11 protein-coding genes and 4 pseudogenes are annotated in these 16,130 nt (G+C 66.0%); 5 read left to right on the top strand and 10 right to left on the bottom strand.

The annotated features are described in order from the left end of the window. Positions 1–10 precede the first annotated feature (10 nt). Positions 11–1,474, top strand: coding sequence for a hypothetical protein (locus MCHLDSM_RS17665; RefSeq protein WP_060937729.1), 1,464 nt, complete (start codon positions 11–13; stop codon positions 1,472–1,474). A 44-nt stretch (positions 1,475–1,518) separates the two neighbouring features. Here MCHLDSM_RS17665 and MCHLDSM_RS17660 read toward each other — a convergent pair whose 3' ends face one another. Further along, a complete protein-coding gene (locus MCHLDSM_RS17660) occupies positions 1,519–2,307 on the bottom strand; it encodes a methyltransferase domain-containing protein (protein ID WP_048471299.1) in 789 nt (262 codons plus the stop codon). A gap of 366 nt (positions 2,308–2,673) precedes the next feature. Here MCHLDSM_RS17660 and istA point away from each other — a divergent pair. The 3 genes and pseudogenes from istA (at position 2,674) to MCHLDSM_RS17650 (ending at position 5,602) form a co-directional block, all read left to right on the top strand. Further along, positions 2,674–3,886: pseudogene (istA, locus tag MCHLDSM_RS17655) on the top strand (IS21 family transposase). 10 nt (positions 3,887–3,896) lie between these two features. Further along, positions 3,897–4,320, top strand: a pseudogene (locus tag MCHLDSM_RS36240) (ATP-binding protein). Between the two features lie 199 nt (positions 4,321–4,519). Continuing rightward, a complete protein-coding gene (locus MCHLDSM_RS17650) occupies positions 4,520–5,602 on the top strand; it encodes an IS110 family RNA-guided transposase (RefSeq protein ID WP_168440098.1) in 1,083 nt (360 codons plus the stop codon). Between the two features lie 304 nt (positions 5,603–5,906). On the opposite strand, the pseudogene MCHLDSM_RS38510 reads toward MCHLDSM_RS17650, so the two are convergent. From MCHLDSM_RS38510 to MCHLDSM_RS17640, 4 genes and pseudogenes are all read right to left on the bottom strand, one after another. Beyond that, a pseudogene (locus MCHLDSM_RS38510) lies at positions 5,907–6,182 on the bottom strand (integrase core domain-containing protein); the annotation flags it as partial. 1 nt (position 6,183) lies between these two features. Beyond that, a pseudogene (locus MCHLDSM_RS39495) lies at positions 6,184–6,940 on the bottom strand (IS481 family transposase); the annotation flags it as partial. 1 nt (position 6,941) lies between these two features. Continuing rightward, positions 6,942–7,131 (bottom strand): helix-turn-helix domain-containing protein (locus tag MCHLDSM_RS39490; RefSeq protein ID WP_234714094.1); only part of this gene is annotated, 190 nt, incomplete at its 3' end. Between the two features lie 625 nt (positions 7,132–7,756). Beyond that, positions 7,757–8,626: a polysaccharide deacetylase family protein gene (locus MCHLDSM_RS17640; RefSeq protein ID WP_048471277.1), complete on the bottom strand. Its 870-nt coding sequence runs from the start codon at positions 8,624–8,626 to the stop codon at positions 7,757–7,759. Between the two features lie 306 nt (positions 8,627–8,932). Between MCHLDSM_RS17640 and MCHLDSM_RS36225 the strand changes: the two genes are divergently transcribed. Continuing rightward, positions 8,933–9,373 carry a transglycosylase family protein gene (locus MCHLDSM_RS36225; RefSeq protein ID WP_082168949.1) on the top strand — a complete coding sequence of 147 codons (441 nt, stop codon included), beginning with the start codon at positions 8,933–8,935 and terminating at the stop codon, positions 9,371–9,373. Positions 9,374–11,872: 2,499 nt separating this feature from the next. On the opposite strand, the gene MCHLDSM_RS17635 is transcribed toward MCHLDSM_RS36225, so the two are convergent. The 5 genes from MCHLDSM_RS17635 to MCHLDSM_RS17615 form a co-directional block, all read right to left on the bottom strand. Then, the gene (locus tag MCHLDSM_RS17635; RefSeq protein WP_322788670.1) at positions 11,873–12,766 is read right to left on the bottom strand and encodes a M56 family metallopeptidase; all 894 of its coding nucleotides are present in this window, start codon (positions 12,764–12,766) and stop codon (positions 11,873–11,875) included. A 38-nt stretch (positions 12,767–12,804) separates the two neighbouring features. Continuing rightward, positions 12,805–13,191, bottom strand: a complete 387-nt coding sequence (locus MCHLDSM_RS17630) for a BlaI/MecI/CopY family transcriptional regulator (RefSeq protein ID WP_048471275.1) — start codon at positions 13,189–13,191, stop codon at positions 12,805–12,807. A gap of 316 nt (positions 13,192–13,507) precedes the next feature. Then, on the bottom strand, positions 13,508–14,413 hold the full coding sequence (locus tag MCHLDSM_RS17625; RefSeq protein WP_234714092.1) for a M56 family metallopeptidase: 906 nt from the start codon (positions 14,411–14,413) through the stop codon (positions 13,508–13,510). A gap of 409 nt (positions 14,414–14,822) precedes the next feature. Continuing rightward, positions 14,823–15,443 carry a TlpA family protein disulfide reductase gene (locus MCHLDSM_RS40215; RefSeq protein ID WP_048471274.1) on the bottom strand — a complete coding sequence of 207 codons (621 nt, stop codon included), beginning with the start codon at positions 15,441–15,443 and terminating at the stop codon, positions 14,823–14,825. Then, the gene (locus tag MCHLDSM_RS17615; protein ID WP_053083023.1) at positions 15,443–15,910 is read right to left on the bottom strand and encodes a hypothetical protein; all 468 of its coding nucleotides are present in this window, start codon (positions 15,908–15,910) and stop codon (positions 15,443–15,445) included. The genes MCHLDSM_RS40215 and MCHLDSM_RS17615 overlap by 1 nt, the downstream gene beginning before the upstream one ends. Positions 15,911–16,130: the final 220 nt, after the last annotated feature.

The raw sequence follows: 16,130 nt of genomic DNA, 5'->3' as shown, positions 1-16,130 counted from the left end.
TACTTGAGACGTGAAAGTCTCATCCTTGAGCTATGAGCGTCTCGCTGTCCCGGTGGGGTTGGGGTGGGTGGTGATCGTCGCTGGTGGCGCCGCATTGTTCGCGACGTACTGGGATGAGGCGTGGCACACCGACGTTGGACGGGATTCGGCGTGGATCGCCCCTCATCTACTTCTATATGGAGCGATGGCCCTTGCCGGGGCTGCCATCGCGGCGTGGGGGGTGCACACGTGGCGCTCGAGCCAGTCGCTGCGTGCCGCGTTGCGCTACCCGCCCGTGATGGTCGCCGGTCTGGGTGGCACGGCGGCACTCGCGGCGGCGCCGGTGGATCAAATGTGGCACGCGCGTTTCGGCCGTGACGCCGTACTGTGGAGCCCACCACACATGCTGGTGGTATTCGCCTCCAGCGCTCTTATCGCCGGTTTGATTGCTGGGGTGCCCCTCCGGCGGCGGGCGATGCGCTGGGCGGCCTCGATCCTGTTGCTCGGAAACGCGATCGCAGTGGTTTTCGAATACGAGACCGACGTGCCGCAGTTCTCGGAGACGCTGTATTTGCCGATCTTCCTCGCGACGGGGTTGGCCGTCGCCTGGGTCGCACGCACCGCGGTGCCGACACACGCACCGGTCACAACGATGGTGCTTGGTTACGCCGTCTTACGCCTCGGCATCGCCGCGGTGCTAGCGATCCTCGGGCGCAGCGGTCCAGATCTGCCTGTGGCGGTGCTGGGTTTGGCGTTGGTGGATCTGCCGCTGGCGCGTGCGGTGCAGCGCTACGCCGCGGGCGCGGTGGGTGCGTCGGTACTGGGGTGGGCTGCTGCTGCGGCGGGCCTAAGTAGTCAGTCCCCGGATGCCGTCTCGGTAGTGGCGGTGCCGACTATCGTCGCCGGCGCACTGATCGTAGCCGCTGGCGGGTTCGGCAGTCGCGGGGTACGCGTGGCCGAAGCGGTCATGGCGATGATTGCCGTGGCGGTTACATTCGCACCGGCGCCGGCGCGCGCTCACGACCCCGGGCAGGGCGCGTCGCGCGGGCCCATTGAACTGGCGGCGATTTCCGACGGTGCACACTCGATTTCGATGCGTGCAACCGTTTCCGACGGATGCGCGGGGCTCGCTGCGTCGCGTCTGGTCGCACGGCGAGCAGGCGTAACCGTCAGCGGTGTGCTCCGCGCCGAGCCGGGCTGCGTGTTTTCGGGGCGCATCACGGTGCCCGCCGGGGGCCGTTGGTTCGTTTACGTTGAGTTGCTGCGCGACGGGCAGATCCTCGAATCGTGGCTGGCAGTGCCCGCCGGACGCAGCGCTCACATTGTCGGCATCCGAGAGCTCTACCTACCGGTTCGCGCGGGTACCGCCGATCGACCTGTGCAGATCGCCGCGGGCGCGGTGCTCTACCTGCTTGGTCTGACGCTTTTGGTCGCTGCGGCGAACGCCGTGCGCCGGATGCCAGGTCGGCCAACGGCGCCGTTTGCGTCAGGATGACCGGTGCAGCCCGGCTCCGGTCCCCGACCCGGCCCGCGTGACAGTCACCACGGCTCGGCGTCGGCTTCCGGCTTGATCAGAGCGTAATAGGCGTATCGGCTGTCTAGCCGATTGTGGGGGACGAGGTAGATCAACTGCGGGGACAGCCCGCATTCGTCGGCCAGCCGCCAAAACTCCTCGATGGTGAACGTCGTGGTGGACGCCAAATTGCGGGTGTAGGCTAGGCCGCGCCAGCCACGGGTGTAGCTTTCGCCGGTGTGGTACTTCATCTGCACGAAGGCCATTCCGCCAGGCCGCAGCACGCGTTGGGCGATGCCGAGGATGGAGCGAACAGCCTCAACTCCGACGGTCAGCTCGATGACGTAGAGACAGAGGAATGTGTCGCAGGCGTCTTGGAGCCCGTCGGCGGCAGCGGTGGGGTTTGACAGATCGATGCGCCGGGTCTCCAGCGGCGTACTGCACGCCGACTTCACCTGGCGAGCGCACTCGGCGAGGTTGTCGAGAGAGATGTCGGCGGCGATGAAACCCTGCGCCCGCGGCGCGAAGGCCGCGGCATTGGCCCCTCCCCCTGCGCCCCACTCGATGACCCTTCCTGGAGCCTGAATGCGGAGCGCACGGGCGAACCGCTGGTATATCAGCCAGTGATCGCGTCCGATCTCCTCGAAGGCCTGGTCGCCAATGCCGTCTCGCCAGTGCGAGTTCGACTGCCACGACACGTCGCTGCCGGTGGCCGACCAGTAGCGCGCCGCCTGCTCACGGGTGCGAGCGTCGTGCCAGCGAGGCCTGACCGCCCGGACGGCGGCCGCCACGAACCGTTCTCCGCGCAACGCCATACTCATCTCCGTCCACGTGCGCCCGACCCCGGCACCGGCGCGACCTCACGTCGCGAAATGCGATACGTTCACAGGCGACGGGCGACGACTAGACGGTAGCGGGTCGGGGCGCAAAACCCATCCGGTGTCGCCGAGATCGTTTCGCTCCGGCGGCGCAACATGGTCATCGGGCTGGTGTGGTCGTCGTTGATCGGTCGAGCATCGTGACATACTTTTCACTACTTGGTTGCAGGGACCTCGTAGTTGCAGGCATGTCACCGGGCCAACGTATCGGGTGTCGGCGTCAGCCATGTCGGCTCCGGTCGAAAAGTGAGCAGGTAGTTCCGGTCGAAAAGTGAGCACCCTTCTGATTGGAGAGTGATCACTGTGGAGGATTGGGCGGAGATTCGCCGGCTGTATCGGTCGGAGAAGCTGTCGCAGGCTGCGATCGCGGAGAGGTTGTCGCTGTCGCGCAACACCGTGGCCAAGGCTGTGCATTCTGAGGTGCCGCCGCAGTACGTGCGCACGCCGTCGACGACGTCGGCGTGGGCGCAGATCGAGATGACGGTACGGGTGCTGCTGGGGCAGTCTCCGACGATGCGGCTACGGTCCTGGCCGAGCGGGTGGGCTGGACCGGTGGGCATTCCTGGTTCGCCGAGAACGTGGCGCGGATCCGCCGGGAGCACGCCCCGGTCGACCCGTGTGACCGTCTTGTGCATCTGCCCGGTGAGCAGGTGCAGTGCGACCTGTGGTTCCCTGGTGCGCTGGTGCCCGATCACTCCGGGGTGTTGCGGTCGTTCCCGGTGCTGGTGCTGGTGGCCGCGTATTCGCGGTTCATCGCCGCGATGATGATCCCCTCGCGGGTGACCGGGGATCTGCTGGCCGGGATGTGGCAGCTACTCCAGGGCGTCGGTGCGGTTCCTCGAACACTGTTGTGGGACAACGAGTCGGGCATCGGCCAACGCGGTCGGCTGGCTGAGGGTGTGGCCGGGTTCTGCGGCGTGCTGGCGACCCGGTTGATTCAAACCCGCCCGTATGACCCGGAGTCCAAGGGGCTGGTGGAGCGGGCCAACGGCTACCTGGAGACCTCGTTGCTCCCCGGTCGGACGTTCACCTCCCCCGCGGACTTCAACGCCCAACTGCGGGCGTGGCTGGACGCGGTCGCCAACCGCCGCACCCATGCCACCACCGGCCTAATTCCCGCCGATGCGCTCTCCGCGGATCGGGCGGCGATGGTCGCGCTGCCGCCGGTGGCGCCGACGACCGGAACGACGGTCACGACGCGGTTCGGTCGCGACTACTACGTCAACTCCGGTGGCAACGCGTACTCGGTGCATCCGGAGGCCATCGGACGGATGATCACCGTCACCACCAGGCTGGACCACATCACCGCTCACTGCGAGGACCGTCTGGTCGCTGACCACCAACGACTTTGGGGCACAGCCGGCTGGTTACCGACCCGCAGCATCTGGAGGCGGCTGCGCTGTTGCGAGAGCAGTTCCGAGCCCGCCCCGCCGCAGGCGCACATCTTGCGGTCGATGTCGAAGTCGCCGACCTGAGTGCCTACGACGCGCGGTTCGGGACCGGGGAGGTCGCCTGATGCCAAGCGCATGCCGTCGGCGCCCGGTGACGCCGACAAGCTCATCGCCCATCAGGCCCGTCTGCTCAAGGCCCCGCGCATCGCCGAGCACTACGGTCGGTTGGCCGAACAGGGCCGAGCCGCCGGCTGGTCGCTGGAGGACTACCTCGGCGCGGTCCTGGCAGTGGAGTCGAACGCCCGCCCGCGCGGAATCCGGAGCGCGGCAACAAATTCGGTACGCCGGGTTCCCGGCGATCAAGACACCTCCCAACCTGCCGTTCTCCCGCTGGGGCCAGGTTTTCGGCGAGGCCACCATCGCCTCAGCGATGATCGACCGGATCGTGCACCACGCTGACGTCATCGCCCTCAAAGGCGCCAGCTAACGCATCAAACACACCGCGATCGACACACTGCCCTCCGTGGAAGCCGATCGTCAGGCAGACTCAACCCCGTAAACCTGCTCACTTTTCAACCGGAGCAGGCCGCTCAGGATTCAACCGGAGCCGACAAGCGCTCCCGGACGACGACCGACTTCTAGACGGTATGGGGGCTGACTCGAGGCCGAAGGCCTCGGGCTGCAATCGGACGTGGGTTGCCGGTGTCGAGTGAACACTCGCACTGGTAGAGCCACAGTTGCAGATCAGGAGGCCTCCGGTGAGTTTCAACGGTACGAGTGTCGGGTTGGATGTGCATGCGCTTTCGGTGGTCGCGCATGCCGTCGATGAACGGACGGGTCAGGTTGAGCGGGCGCGGTTGTGTCCCGATCACGGGGAGATCCTCAACTGGTTGCACCGGCTACGCGCCCCGGTTCGGGTGGCCTATGAAGCCGGCCCGACGGGGTTCGGTCTGGCGCGAGCGCTGGCCGATGCCCATATCGACTGCGTGGTCGCTGCACCGTCGAAGTTGATCCGGCCGTCCGGGGATCGGGTCAAGACCGACGCGCGCGACGCGGCGCATCTGACGCGGTTGCTGCGGTTGGGCGAGATCACCGCGCTCATCGTGCCTGAAGCTGAGGTGGAGGCGGTACGGGATCTGGTCCGGGCCCGCGAAGACGCCCGCGCTGATCTGATGCGGGTCCGGCACCGACTGTCGAAACTGCTGTTGCGTCAGGGCCGGGTCTACTCCGGTGGGCACGCCTGGACCGGGGTGCACGAGACGTGGCTGCGTCGGCAGCGTTTCGACGATCCCCACACCACGGCAGCCTTCGATCACCACTTCGACGCGGTCCTGACCACCACCGCTGCGCGGGACCGTCTCGACGAGCAAATCGTGACCGTCGCAACATCGCCGCGGTGGGCTGATCAGGTTAACCGGCTGGGCTGCTTGCGCGGGATCTCGGCGCTGACCGGGTTGGCGCTGTCGGTGGAGATCGGTGACTGGACCCGGTTCACCGGGGCCTCGATCGGCGCCTACGTCGGTTTGGTGCCCACCGAGTACTCCTCGGGAGCCTCGCGAGTGCAGGGATCGATCACTAAAGCCGGTAATGCCCACGTGCGCCGGCTGTTGATCGAGTCGGCCTGGCACCACCGTGCCGCTTACCGCAATCCCGGACCCACGATGCGGGCCCGCTGGGCCAAAGTCGACCCCGCGCTCAAGGATCGCGGGCATGCCGGCAACCGACGCCTGCACCAGCAGTGGTGCCGGTTCAACGAACGCAAGAAACCCCACGTGGTAGCGAACGTCGCGGTCGCCCGCGAGCTGGCCGGGTGGTGCTGGTCACTGGCCACGCTCACCTGAACCAGACCGCCCAGACTTGATCGGAGTCAGCCGGTCAGCGGCGAGGTAGGCGAACCGGACCTGCGTTACAGCGATGAGCAGCAACAGCATTCACCCAGTGCTGATGTGACGCCCGCCCCTAGAGAGCAGCCACCGTTCGCGCCGAACCATCGTCTTGCGGTAACCAACCCGCGCATATCAGTCTGACCCCACCGTCGTTGACCAACGACCGCCGCGGCACCGACTGAACCCGATCAAACGAGAGCCGCCCCGGCACCCAACCGGGGCGGCTTTCACCTGCCACTTGACAAACAGTGACTACATATCAGCTGTACTGCCCAGGGAGGTTGGTCAATCGGGTGATGGGTGGGACCTTGCCGATGGCCGAGTGTTGCCGGTGGTGATTGTAAATGTGCAGCCAACCTGGGAGTGCTGAGCGACGGGTTCGTTCATCGCGGTAGTGGCGCGCGAACGCCCATTCACTGGCCATGGTTCGGTGGAATCGCTCAATCTTGCCGTTGGTCTGTGGTCGGTAAGGCCGGGTGCGTACGTGCTTGACCTGCAGTTCGGCGCACGTATCGCGCCAAACGAGGGAGCGGTANACGCCCATTCGCTGGCCATGGTTCGGTGGAATCGCTCAATCTTGCCGTTGGTCTGTGGTCGGTAAGGCCGGGTGCGTACGTGCTTGACCTGCAGTTCGGCGCACGTATCGCGCCAAACGAGGGAGCGGTAGCAGCCGCCGTTGTCAGAGAGCACGCGATTGACCGTGACGCCCCGTGCGGAAAACCACCCGACCGCGCGACGTAGAACGGCGGAGGCGGTGGCGGCGGTTTCATCGTCGTGGATTTCGGCGTACGCAACCCGTGAGTGATCGTCGATCACGGTGTGCACGAAAGCGTGCCCGATCAGCTCATGGTGGTACTTATTGCGGGCCTTGCCGGGGGTGAGGCGTCGATTCGCCCCGCCTTGTGCCCGGCCGACGAAGCGCCACCCGCCGCCGGCGGGGATGTTGCCCAGTTTCTTGACATCGACGTGGATCATTGCACCGGGCTGGCCATACTCGTAGCGGCGGATCGGCTCTCCGGTACGAATGTCGATGTGTGACAAACGGTTCAGTCGGCAACGCACAAGCACCGCGTGCACGGTGGAGGCGGGCATCGACAGTCGGGAGGCGATCGCCAGCGGTGAGAGCAGATGCCTCCACCGCAGCTCCACGATTTTGCGGACCAGCGGCAACGGTGTGCGATGCGGGCAGCGGTCGGGCCGGCTGGACCGATCCGCCATGCCCGCCGGACCCATCTCCACATACCGGGTTGCCCAACGTTTGGCCGTCGGCCAGGACACGTGGAAATGCTCAGCNCGGGCCGGCTGGACCGATCCGCCATGCCCGCCGGACCCATCTCCACATACCGGGTTGCCCAACGTTTGGCCGTCGGCCAGGACACGTGGAAATGCTCAGCAGCCCGAACGATCGGCCAGCCCTCGTCCACGATCAGACGCGCAAGCAACAATCGTCCGCGGGGAGTCAAAACAGCATTAGCGTGGACCACGAAGGTCTCCTGTTCGTTGAGTGAAGTGGTAGCAGCTCCACTCCACGACAGGGGACCTTCTCCCATCAACGACCGCTACAGCGCGTCGTCACACTTTCTCGACCAACCTCTCTGGGCANAGTGAAGTGGTAGCAGCTCCACTCCACGACAGGGGACCTTCTCCCATCAACGACCGCTACAGCGCGTCGTCACACTTTCTCGACCAACCTCTCTGGGCAGTACATCTAGAAGGCGAGAGGTCCGTGAGCTCAGACTCCGCGACCAACGGTGCTGACCGACTCGGCCGTCGCTTTGCTCACGGCGAAGGCCGAGCGGAGTCGACAACAAGTCGACAAGGCTCAAGCGAGCACGCGTGGCCATCACGATTCTTGCGTCAGACGTGACGCCTCTTGGTCGATGAAGTGCATTGTTCGCAGCCACTTCGCAACCGCCACCGCAGCCCACCCGCTTGAGGCTCACCAAACCCGAGCAACATCCCCCTGAAGCTCACCGCTCGATGCAGCAGATCAACAGACGCGAACGCTCCGGAATCCATCCTTCACGCAAGGCGGGCGACGCTTCGCTGACGTGCGTCGAATGACTCGCTCGCCGACATAGCCGACGAACACTCGGTACGCGCCCTCGATCACGCTGGCGGGCCGCCCGCTCCCTGGTTGGGGATGTCCGTGATTGGGATGTTCGGAGCCGGTTTCGGCGAGGGCGTGGCGGGCAGGGTCGGGATACGCGAAGGATCGATGTCCTTGATTGCGTCGACCCGGGGACCGTTCTCCCTGCCTCCGTAGCTGGTCCCCGGATCGCGTGATCCGAGAAGGTGGCCGACGGTGACCATGTGGTAGCCATTAGCGATCAGCACGGGGAGGAATTGGTACACGAGATCCACCGTGCTCGAATACGTATCGTGCAGCAGGATCACCGAACCCGGCTTTATCTGAGTCTTGAGCATGTAGGTGGTTGCGGCCGTATTGTCGTCGTTGATCCAATCGAAGGGGATGACGTCCCAGAGGATTTGGGCTAGTCCCTGTCGTCCGGCCTCGGTGCGCACAGCATCGTTGGAAAGGCCCCCCGCAGGTCGGAACAGTGTGGGAATTCTGCCGGTCGCCGCTGTGATCGCTTCCTTGCCCTTGGCGAGCTGATCGGAAATATCGGCCACGGGAATGGTGGTCATGTTGGGGTGTTCCCAAGTATGGGTGCCAATCTCCATCCCTGCGTTGGCGATGCGCCGGGCGGCCCCGGGGTCGGCCTGCACTTTATTGCCGATCAGAAAGAACGTCGCCTTGGCATCTCCGTCTGCAAGAACGCGCAGCAAACGATCGGTGAAGGGACTGGGGCCATCGTCGAAGGTCAGGCTAACGCACTTAAGCCGACTGCAGTCCACCTCGTCGGGTCCGACGGCTCGCCGCCCGGCCCACAACAGTAGACCACCCACCACCACGACCACGGCAACCATCACGCTTAGCTGCCACCACAGTGAAGTCGGGGGACGCCGCAACGGCATTTGTCGTGTCCTTTCCATACACAGCGGCTCGGGCGAATTTATTGAGCACGAACGTAAGTGGTTACCGGGCGCCTGTCCACCCGTCCCAGCAATTTCACATCCGGCTGCGGCGAGGTTCGCATACGTGCGTAGGCGCGATGGTCGGACTGGGGCGTATTACGTAGAAGTTCAGTAAGAGGGTTGCCACGGTTTTCTCACTCCCTGCACGGTGGTCACACCGGGCCCAGATGTGCACGATAGCCACAAGGCCAACAAGGCGTGGCGCCATTCGGCCGCAGTCCGCACGCGAAAGAAAGAGGTGTCCCGATGCGAGCTCGGCGAAGAATGCAGATGATCGGCGTGGCGGCGACACTCGCTACGTCGGCGCTGACGTGGGGGGCCTCGACGGCGCGTGCGAGCGCGATCGACTGGGACGCGGTCGCGCAGTGCGAGTCTGGCGGTGATTGGAAGATAAGTACGGGCAACGGGTACTTCGGCGGCCTCCAGTTCAGTCCTGCGACGTGGGCCGAGCACGGCGGTCGTGGCAATCCAGCGCGCGCCCCTCGCTCCGAGCAGATCCGTGTCGCCGAACGGGTGCTGCGCACCCAGGGCCTGGGCGCCTGGCCGGTGTGCGGATCGCTCGGCGTCGCTCATACCGGAACATCTGTACCGCCCCGGCCCGTCGGATGTGAGGTATTGCCCGCCAACGTATTTGGATTGTGGGATCTGCGGCGGCTCTGTGCGACCCTCTCTTCGGGCGCGAGGTGATCCCGCGCAATGTGCGGGCGGCTAATCGCCGCACTGCAGGCGCATCGGTGACTGCTGCCCGATAAACCGCGGTGGCCGCGCGGCAGTCGATATCAACGGGCTTCGCTCAGCTGGACTGACGGGGAATCATCGTCGGTCTGGCCCGCTAGCGTCGCTGCCGACCTGCCCCGCCAAACGACGTAAAGCGCCGCGGGACACACGTCGGGCATTCGGCTTGGGCTCTATTTGCCGTGGCTCGTGTTAGGGACCCGTTGTCTGGGTGAGCACCATTCAAGGCCTGCCGAGGTGTGCGGTCTTCGCTGTAGCGTTCGCCGTTTGTCCGCCCGTTGGGAGGATCAGCCGGGTGGCCGCTTCGCTGGGCGGCGTACCGGTCGCTATGACAGGGGCCTCGAAAGATTTGGGAACACCCGCCGGGGCGTGCTCGCCTACGGGAGAAAGTACAGGCCGTTCGCACTATTGGGCGGGAACTGACGTAGTGCGCCCCTGCTGTTCGGTGGGCTTCGACTCCCACCCGTGACCCCGCCCGAGGGGGCCAAGATGCTGTTAGCGCCGTCTAGTAGCGCCCCGCGGATCTAGCGCTCGGCCGAACTGATGACTCCTGCCACTGGCGTTTGGCGGCAGATTACGCGCCATCATGATCGCCGCGGCGTCGTGATCGGCAGCACCACCGGCGTCAGTAAGGCCATCTCGCCGGATCACAGGCGCTTTCACCGCAGCGTTCAACGCCTTGGGGTCCATCGTGCAGCAGATCCCGCTGCACGTTGCACGACACCAGCGAATCGACGGAGATCCTGAGGATTTAGTCGGCGCTGTCGGCCCTCGCCGAAGCGGTCTTGCTAATCCAGCCGTCCGCGAGTTGCCCGTCAAGAGAAGCAATGGCACCTGTCGAGATTCGCACAGTAGGTCCCGTTGTGTGAACCGTCACCGCATTCACGTGTTCGGTCCACGATCTCGCAAATTACTCAGTAGCCTAGTAAGTGTGCGTAAACACCGGCCGCCAGCGACGATGAGGGGATGCACTGGTTCCACCAAGCGTCAACGAGCGTTGCGAGTTTCCTTCCTGACGCCGTGCGCGATAACGTGGTGGGTGCTTGACACATCAATCACCACCTCTCGCCGCCGCGGCGCCAAGGACACCTCGACGCCACCCCAAGGCTGGCCCGGCCGGCGCGGTCGGTCACGCAGCGGCCAACGTGTCAGAAAGTCGCTCGCAGCGGGTATTTGACGACGCCGTTTCTGACAAGTCGAGGGTTCTCATCATCGTCGACCAAGCCGTACAGATCGATACTTCACGCAGGTCGACGGGCAGGTAGTTCTGGACACGAGAGCTCATGTGGCGGCGGCGCGGCCAGGAACCTCTGGTCAGTGGAGTTCCTGGTCGTTAACCAACAGCACGGATAAAGTGACAGAAACTCGTGAGTCGCCGACGTCGTCGCCGCGTTTCCCGGCAGCGGTGCAAAGTCCTCGGCCTCGCCGCGCACCGACCGTGACTACCCGACCAAGGAGTTCGATGTCGTCAACGCCCATCTACGACGCATTGGCCCAGCAGATCCTGGGCTCACTCACCGATTTCACACCGCACTGGCCGAGCACCGCGCACGCCGAGCCGTTACGGCCTTCCGACGAGACCCGGGCCCGTCGGGGGCCCCTTACAGAGAATAATTCGCTCGAAGAACTACGTCGCCTCTCACCGCAGCCTGCTCGGCACAGACGGGACTAATTTGAACAGCCCGCGGCATCTCGTCACATCGTTCAGCTCGCCGCCAGTGCGTGTGTACTTGAGGCCGACCCTGCCCGGTACTGGTCCATCTGTCGTCCGGTCCGGTGCCACCAACGCCAGCGGGTAAACCAGGGTTCCGAAAGTGGCACTCTGAGGTGTGAGTGCGCACGCCTCGATCAGCGGTGTTGTGGGATCAGACGGTTGACTGCCTCTAGCACGTTGCCCGTTCTGCACCTTCACTCTCGCTGGTGCGAACGATCGAGGTAACCTACATGGTGTCGTGACGTAACGAGCCCCACAGGCTGACAGCCGCGAACAACCGACGCCGGTCACCCACCCAGTCGGCGGCCGCTTTCGGAGGTCTCAAGGGGTCGCTCCACCGTCGTTTCGCCGTCAACAACTCCCCCACGGCGTCTCGGACTGAAGTGGGAACCGTGGCGGCAGGGCTCGCGCAGAGCGACGCTACAGCCGTATCTCGGCGCGCGATCGGGCGCGAGATTGCGGCGTGGACGCATAATCGGCGCCGCTGTCGCCGTTCGGAGGGCGACAACCCGCATTGCCTCGTCAGCGCCGGGGGCGACGCTTGTGTGGCCCGGCTGCTTGGCGGCCCGAGGTGCCGTCGGCGACGTCCAGCCCGCTGCAGGGCAAAGCGAAACTCAGCTCTATGGATCGGCCCGAGCAACGGCAGTGGCGAAGCTCAGCGCACCGACATCGTCGCAGGGCGTGGTCCTCTCAGTTCCGGTGCAGCGGCCGGCGTTACTCGACCGCATACGCGGAACTCAGCTGCAGAGCAACATCCCCGACGCGGCCAGCGTCAAAGCCGCCAGCGGTGCCAGTGCGACGAGCGCCGCGGTTACGGCGAGTGCAGCATCGACTCCGCTGGCGCCAGCGGGCGGCGTGGTCAACCGCTCGGCGCGGCTGACCACGCCGACATCGGCGGCGCTGAGCGCGCCGGCGGGGGCCGCACGCGCCAGTGTGAGCAGTCCGCCCAACACCGCGTGACGTCCGAATCGGCGGGCCGCCGCATCGTCCGCGCACATTTCAAGCAATCGGGCGACCTCCTGAGCTCCGTCGCGCATTAACGCCAGGCTCGGCAGAACTGTGGCCACCGCGCGCATCAGCATAGTTACCTCGAGATGGTGTCCACGTACGTGCGCCCACTCGTGGGCCAGCACCGCCTGTATTTCCTGGTGGTCCAGCGCCGACACCGCGGCACTAGTCACCACGATCGTCGACGGTTTGCCGGCCACGCAGTAGGCAGCACACACGTCGGCGTCGACGACGAACGTGCTCCGTTCCATAGGTCGGCCGACCAGGCGGATGCCGTGGGCGTGGCCGCGCGCCTGTGTCCGCAGCCGCGCCACGGTGCGCGTGAGCCGCGCGGCGAGCACCACGACGACGGTGATGACTGCCCCGGCGCCGACTAGCAGCAGCCCGCGTGGCGCGCTTCCCGACCACCCAGCGACGACCCGGCTCAGTACTTCTAAGCAGGAGTCGATGACGGAGTGCTGCCGGCTCCAGTGCGCGACCTCGTCGACGACGATCAGCACCGGCGATATCAGCCAGGTCGCGAGCACCCCAGCGATGGTGGTCAGCCACGTCGCCACCCCCAGGCGGGGTGCACGTCCCGATTTGGTCACAACCCGCAGGGCGGGCGGACCCAATAAGATCACGGCTGCACTGTAGAGGAGCAGGCAGGTGGCCAGGCTCACTAGCGCTTGGCTCTGGTGGAGCGTCTCGACACTCGGCGCAGGGCCAACCGCAACCCTTCGGATTCTTCGGGCCCGATCTGTTCGATGAAGTGATTGAGTACCAGTTCCGAACGGCCGCCGCCGTCGAGCGCCTCGCGCATCAATCGGGCGGTGTGTTCCTCGCGCGTCAGCACCGCCCAGTAGCGGTACGCGCGGCCGTCGCGTTCGCGCTCCAGCCAGCCCTTGGTGTGCAGGTTGTCCATCGTCGACATCACCGTGGTGTAGGCGATGCGCCGCTCCTGGGCCATCTCCTCGAAAATCTCGCGGACTGTGACGGTGTACGGATCGTGGTCCCACACCCGATCCATTACCGCGGCCTCCAGCTCGCCGAACCCTCGAACCCTCACCGCACACCCTCCGCCGTCGTTCCCGGGAATCCTACTCGTTCTGACCAGTGCCCATCTGCACCTCATAACGAGGCAAGCTCCGTCGTCCACAGAGAGCCTCGCCGCAACGGCGGTGACGAAACCGTGACCCGGCGCTGGTCGGAATGTCGATGCGGCCGTCCGAATCCACGAAGCGGGCGATAGTAGCGCCACGTGAACCCGCCCCGCTACTTGTGGTCGGCGTTGGTCGGCGCGACAACCGATCAGTCGAGCTTCAAATTGAGGTGCCGTATGGGCGGCTTTGCGAGTCGCGACACGTGCATGCGACCCCGCGTCATCAGCCCGCAGTGCACGACGCAAGGGCAGTGGTCAGCACCCCCATGGCCAGCAACGATGTGACGGCCAACAGCACGGCCGTGCTGTGGGCAGCCGACGCGGCGAATCGCGCGGTGCAGGGCGAGGGCGGCCCCGACAGGCGCGCTAGCCTCAGTCGTACACAGTCCCCAGCGATACCCAACGCGGCCGCCGGCGAGCTCGCATCGCGCAGCAGCAGCAGCGCGCGCCGCAGCGGACGATGTCCGTAGACGCGCGCGGCGTGGGCGTCGGCGTCCAGTTCGACCAGAGTTCGGACCAGCGAGGGCGACTGCCGCGCGAGGGGTAGCCACCATAGTCCCGCGGCCACGGCGTAGGCCACTGCGATCAGCAGATGATGGCGCCGCTGCAGGTGGGCTCGCTCGTGGGCGACCACTGCACGTATCGCAGCTTCGTCGAGACATTCGCGCACACCGGTACTGAGCACCACCAAGGGCGGGTCTCCGGCCAGGCTGTAGGCGTGCCATTCGGAGGTGGGCAGCCACAGCACCCCGTCGGCGCGCGGCGCCCTGCTATGCAAGACCCACGCCAGCTCGGCGTGTCGGGCGTGCAAGCTTTGACGACACCGGCCGATGGTGGCCAGTCGCCACCCGCCTTTTACCGCGGCAAATGCGACGAGCCCGCCGCTGATCACTCCGACGGAAGTGTCGAGACCGCCGGGTGGCCCGGCGTGCAACGCCAGCCAGCATCGATGAATCAACTCGGCGAGCCCAGGTAGCGCGACGGCAAACACCGTCAGGCATACCGACACGGCCCATGCCAACAACAGCACACCCGCATCGGCACCACGTCGCGCCATCCAGCGCAGCGCCGATGGCGACAGCGTCGCCATCGCCAGCCCTAGGACCGACCACCACATGATGCCGGTCATCGGAAGGCCCGCGGTTGTTTCAGTCCTTGCCTCCGTGCGCTCGGCACCGCTTCGGTGGCCTCGCGGGCGTTATACAGGAGGGCCATTATCGGGTCGTCGCTTCCGGCCATCGTGTCGTGCGGTGCATCGGTGACCGCCTGGATGCGGCTTCGGCGCATCCGATGCCGCTGAGTGTGGCGGTGAGTCCGCAGTGCGGCCAGCCATTGGGATGCTGGGTGACGCGCCTCAGTCATGACCGCGGCGGAGGGCAGGCTCGGCGGCAACAACCCGCCCAACACGTCGCACCGACCTGCCACCCTTCCTCGCGGATCCGAACAAGGCCGATGGCCGGGGATTTCGACTCTGCCCGTCCCAGCCGGGGACGACGCAGACCCAAACGTTGCCGCGTCGGCGGGCGTTTCGGAGGCGGTCACCGGGCACCCGTTTCCTGTAACGCCGCAGTCACCGACGTGCGAACCTGCTCAAGGTCACCGAACACGAGAACGTCCTGCAGTCGTCGAATCGTGCCATTGGCGGCTATCAAATAGCTCAGTGGCAGCAGCGGCGGCGCGCCCAGGGCGCGTTGCACGTCGTCGGCGTCGGTCAGCGACGGGTAGCGGATACGGAGGTCGCGCACCAACGACTCGGCCGCGTCGGGGCGGTCGCTCACGTTCACGCCGATTACCCGCACCGCCTGAGGCGCCGCAGCGTAGGCGTCGAGCACGGGCATCTCCTCCCGGCACGGTGCGCACCACGACGCCCAAAGGTTGATCAGCGTCGGCGGGCCCGCGACGACCTCGCCCACGTCGACAGAACCTGCCGAGCCCAGGCACTGGGCCCTCACCCCTGCCAGCGCGGGCACCGGGGCGAAGGTCGCGGCCGTCGGGCATGGCGGCGCGCCGGGCCCGTCCGGCACTGGCCGCGCCCGCGTCGTGACGTCAGCCACACTCCTATTCGGCGAGGGCGGCGGGTGTGAGGGCCAGAACTGTGCGACGGTCAGTGTGGTGATTCCGGCGGCGGCAAGGGCGGTCAACGACCGCACAGGCACCATCAGAGCTGACCGGGGGCGGGTTGGTGGCGATCCTCAGCTGCCGCGGCGGGCGAAGATCCGACGGGGCAGGATCGTAGCGTCGACAGTCTGCGCCACAGCGCCCACCCGAGCAGAGTCAGCGAGGCCACGGCCAGGACCGGCTGGAGCGGGGCCCAGACTTGCAGGGCCCCGCTGACCCCGAGGGCGGCAATCACTAGCTTGTTGCAGACAGGGCACCCCACTGCCAGCATTGAACCGAGGGTGGCGGCGAACCCCGCCCGCGAAGGTGCCCGCGGTGTTGCCGACGCGGCGTGTACGTAAGTCGCGATCAGGGCGCCGCTGAGCACGGCGGTCACCGCCCACGCCGCGTAGCTCCACCACGGCGCCGGGGTCATCCGCACGAAAAAGGAGTTGGGCAGCAGTGCGCTAGGGACGCCGATGGCCACGGCAATACCCAGGGCCGCGGCCAGCCCCACCCCCACGCGCATCCATGTTAAGCGCCGGTCAGGTGTGATAATCATTTCCGTTCTCCCGCTGGTGCGCTATGCGATCGGGTTTGGCGATCGCTTCGTAACGCCAGCCCTGCTCGCTGCGTTTTTCCACGTCGACCGATTCACTTGCGTCGGAATTTCGATGACAGGCTCCAAGGGATTCACTTGGGCATTGTGGCGGTCCGGCACGAGGCTGAAGGCCGGCGACGGTGGTGCT

Origin of the sequence: Mycolicibacterium chlorophenolicum (genome assembly GCF_001044235.1) — a bacterium.
In the GTDB taxonomy this organism is placed as follows: Bacteria; Actinomycetota; Actinomycetes; order Mycobacteriales; family Mycobacteriaceae; genus Mycobacterium; species Mycobacterium chlorophenolicum.
This window is presented reverse-complemented; position numbering and strand designations above follow the sequence as displayed.